This is a genomic window from Aeromonas sp. A35_P (assembly GCF_002259925.1).
Classification (GTDB): domain Bacteria; phylum Pseudomonadota; class Gammaproteobacteria; order Enterobacterales; family Aeromonadaceae; genus Aeromonas; species Aeromonas dhakensis.
This window is the reverse complement of record NZ_NEVB01000157.1, coordinates 1-3,713: the sequence shown is the minus strand read 5'-3', so window position 1 is coordinate 3,713 and position 3,713 is coordinate 1. Positions and strand designations below refer to the sequence as shown.

Below are 3,713 nucleotides of genomic sequence, written 5' to 3'. Positions count from 1 at the left end.
CCCTAACACAGAGCAAAAAGAAGAGTGCCAGGATGATATTCATGAATGGGAATACATAGTAATCAATCATCAACTAAATACGTCCTTTAGATAAACGTTGCTCTTCAATAAGTGCATTCTTCCCACCCTCCAGGTAGGCCAATCCCCAGTACACGAGCTGGGCATCGGTTGCCCCAGCTTGCTTAGCCTTGTCGAGTGCCTTACGCACCATGGCCATTCGCTCACAAGGCGGAAACTGAGCGATGTTTTCCCCTGACTGCCAAAGGGCCAGCAGTCGATGGGCTTGCGGCGATCCTTCCAATGCTTGATAGAGTGCCGGGGTCAGTTGCACCAGAACTGGTTCTGCCGGGGGGACAGACAAGTCCAGCTCACGCCAATCGCCATTGCACTCTCGCAGCCACCAACGGTTGATGCCGCCAAAGAGGCCACCAAGCCAAGGGGCATCCTGCTGGTCAAGCAGCAAGGGCAAGGCATCAGGGGTATAGAACCGCAGCAGCATACTGAACTTGCCATCCGGCTCTATCACTCTTGCACCCAGAACCAACTGCTCTTGCAGGACTTCTACAGGTTGCTCGCTGTCAATCAGCCCCACGACGTGCCCCTGCTCGGCGAGTTCGGCCAGCAAGCCTTCATCCTGTTGTGAGCACTGCCAGAGCCAGGGGCCAAGATTGACCAGTTCAAACAGGTCATCATGCAGATAGAGCGGCAAAAACTGACCCTCACTCAACCTCTCTCTCTGCTCGGCACTGAGATGGGCGGCTTCGAGAAGTGCAACCGTCTTTCCTTCACGCCAGATTGATTCCGGTAGCATCTTACTCTCCCTTCAACACGGCATCGCCCTGAGCCATGGCTCTCAGCATGCAAGGAATACAGACTGGTTTTTCCAAGGGCGGCATGGCCTTAAACAGCGGCGGCTTAGGTGGAGGGACGACCTCAACCGCACCGGGCAGGCTCGGCAGTTGACCCGCCCAACCAGAGCCAGAACCCGGACTGCCGCCAGAGTTCATCTTGATGCTGGGACCAACCAGCGTCACCCCACTGGGGTCAACCTTCACAAAGCTGCTGCCAACCTTGAGCGTCAGTTCAGCACCGGCCTCCAGCACGATCTTGTTACCGGATTTCACGTGCACCTCTTGCCCAGCTTCAACCAGCAGGGATTGGCCCAGCTTCTGATGCAGGGAGGCATCTACGGTCAGCGAATAGTCTGCCTTGATGTGATCCCGCTTCTCACCCTCTACCGTCAGGTGGTCATTGGCCTTGATACGGGTCACCCGTTCGTTGTCGATGTCGGTGTGCTGGTCATGCTTGATGTGCCACGCGGCATCATTCTCAATCAGGACGTTGAGGTCTTTCTGACCATGGATGTAGATCTCTTCCTGTCCCGCCTGGTCTTCGAAACGCAGCTCGTTGAATCCCTCACCCTGATGGGTCTCGGTACGCAGCACTGTGCGGGTCTTGTTGGCGGGCAACTCATACGGCGGCCGGTTGGTGGCGTGGAAGGTGCGCCCTGTCACGATGGGTTGGTCGGGGTCACCTTCCAAGAACTCGACAATCACCTCATGCCCGATACGTGGGATAGCCATCATGCCATATTGGCCACCGGCCCAGCCCTGGCTCACCCGTACCCAGCAGGAGCTCTGGTCGTTGCTCGAGCCGTAGCGGTCCCACGGGAATTGCAGCTTCACCCGGCCATGCTCGTCGCAGTAAATCTCTTCACCCTCGGGGCCAACCACGCTGGCGATTTGCGGGCCATCCACCATCGGCTTGTGGGGTGCCTCGGGGCTGCCGATACGGGCCCGCCAGGTGGTGCTCGCTTTCACTACGCCAAATTCGTTGTGGTAGACGGTCGGGCCGCTGCCACCCTCTTCCTCAAGCGCCTGGGGCTGTTCGCCGGTGTGGCGGATATGGACGATTTGCCAGTCGGTGTTGAGGCTGCTGTTGGGGTGTTCGGTGAGCGATAAGAACTGTCCTGGCAGTAGAGTTGCGCTGTTGGACTTGCCACTGCCCGCCACCGCGTCATTGCGCAGAGCATCCAAGCGGTGTTGGGCAAACGCTTTGCCGCTGCCGTCCTGCTTGTAGCGGCCCGGATAGTCAAAATGCTGGTAGGTGTCCCGTTGATGCTCCAGCTCTGCGCCTTGCTTTTTGTGGGAGAGGCTATAAGCCGGGGTCTTGAAGCTGTAGTCTTTCAGCTCCACGTCCGAGGGGCGCACTGATTCGCGGTAGTGGAACTGACGCACATAGGCGCCCTGTTCCAGCGAGCGGTTGCCAAGGTTGAAGAAGAGCTCGGGGCCTGCGGTTAGGGCTGCGGCATCGTCGGCAAACACAATGCGGTGTTTGCCTTGCTCAAACTCATGGAAGTAGAAGAGCCCCTCTTCGGCAGCGAGCCGGTTTACGAAATCGAGGTCTGTTTCGCGGTACTGGACGCAGTATTCGCGCTGAGCATGCTCGTTCTTGAGCGCAAAGGCGTAATCGGTAATGCCGTGCTCTTGCAGCAGGATACTGAGGATTTCATCAGGCTTTTGCGCCTGGAAGATGCGGGAATTCTGGCGCAAACCCAGTCGCCACAAGGCGGGTTTGACTTGCAGCTGATAGCGGGTACGGCGAAAGCCGCTGTCCCCCTGGGCAAACTCGCTCACTACCCCGCAAACCCGGCGCTGCAGCTCGCCGTTGTACCACACCATCAGCTCGCACGGCTGGTCCAGCACGGCGCCAAAGTCGATGTCCGGTTGCTGGCTGGCAACCTCTAGGTTGAGGTTAAAGGGGCGGTTCAAGCCCTCATCCAGCTTGAAGCTTGCGACCGCAAAGGTACTGTCAGCCAGTGCGCCGACCTTGACGGTAAATTGTGATCCAGTGCTCTGTGCCATGACCTTGTTCCTTATCCTGCTTGCCCACTGCCCGAACCAATCACCACACCACCACAATCCACTGCCGTGCCGGTGACAGCGATAGGTTTGCCGTTGACCAATACCGAACCCACACCTCCAGCAATACTGCGAGGGTGCGGCGGGTTATTGGGCTTGTCGTGGGGCGCTAGCGGGTCGCCCTGACGGGCCACAGACTTACCATCTAGGAACACTTCAGGACTGGCGGCTATCACCGGGGTCGGTGGAAAGCCATCATGGTCGGTGCCGATGTCACCGAGCAGTGCAATGGAGGGACACATAATTCAAACCTCTTGTGTGCTTTGCCATCACTCCGCACCCAACGTGAGAACGGGGGGATGGCAAAACATAAAAGCTCCGGCAGCCAAAGACTGACCGGAGAAAAACGGGATAAAGGCCGGAGCACACCGGCCACAAGATACAGGGTTACTTACAAGGAATACCAAAGTACGAAAGGAAGGCTTAGGCCTCGATAGGCGCACGCCAGTCGTCAGCACCAGAGGTGCCAGCAACAGTGTGCTCCCAGTCAATCTTGCGGTATGCCAGAGAGACCTGGATCAGCTGGGTGAAGTCCGACTTCGCCGGGTCCTGGCAGTGCGGCATCTGGCAGTCGATGTCAACGATGGTGGCATCGGTCAGCACGGTAGAGAAGAAGTGCTCCTGCTTGCCCTCAACAGAGGTACGGAACCACTTCAGGGTCACTTTCGGCAGCATCTCGCCGGAAGCCAGGGAGTTGTACATCAGCGGCACGGCTTTGTTCAACGCAACGGTGAATTTGAACGGCTTGTGGACTGCGTATTCCGGCGAAGTTGAACAGCCATTCCGGCCAAC

The 3,713-nt window shown here is 57.8% G+C and carries 4 protein-coding genes; all 4 read right to left on the bottom strand.

What is annotated here, in order from left to right; translation table 11 throughout:
• Positions 1-73: 73 nt before the first annotated feature.
• On the bottom strand, positions 74-811 hold the full coding sequence (locus tag CAK78_RS10205; protein ID WP_094697188.1) for a DUF4123 domain-containing protein: 738 nt from the start codon (positions 809-811) through the stop codon (positions 74-76).
• A 1-nt stretch (position 812) separates the two neighbouring features.
• Positions 813-2,864 carry a type VI secretion system Vgr family protein gene (locus CAK78_RS10200; RefSeq protein ID WP_094697187.1) on the bottom strand — a complete coding sequence of 684 codons (2,052 nt, stop codon included), beginning with the start codon at positions 2,862-2,864 and terminating at the stop codon, positions 813-815.
• 11 nt (positions 2,865-2,875) lie between these two features.
• Complete coding sequence (locus CAK78_RS10195) at positions 2,876-3,163, bottom strand: type VI secretion system PAAR protein (protein ID WP_094697186.1); 288 nt, start codon at positions 3,161-3,163, stop codon at positions 2,876-2,878.
• 181 nt (positions 3,164-3,344) lie between these two features.
• The coding region (tssD, locus tag CAK78_RS10190; RefSeq protein WP_141214166.1) for a type VI secretion system tube protein TssD at positions 3,345-3,713 on the bottom strand (369 nt) is incomplete at its 5' end.

Coding starts and splice junctions, on each gene's coding strand:
- CAK78_RS10205 (WP_094697188.1), bottom strand. CDS start 811: ATGCTACCGGAATCAATCTGGCGTGAAGGAAAGACGGTTGCACTTCTC.
- CAK78_RS10195 (WP_094697186.1), bottom strand. CDS start 3,163: ATGTGTCCCTCCATTGCACTGCTCGGTGACATCGGCACCGACCATGAT.
- CAK78_RS10200 (WP_094697187.1), bottom strand. CDS start 2,864: ATGGCACAGAGCACTGGATCACAATTTACCGTCAAGGTCGGCGCACTG.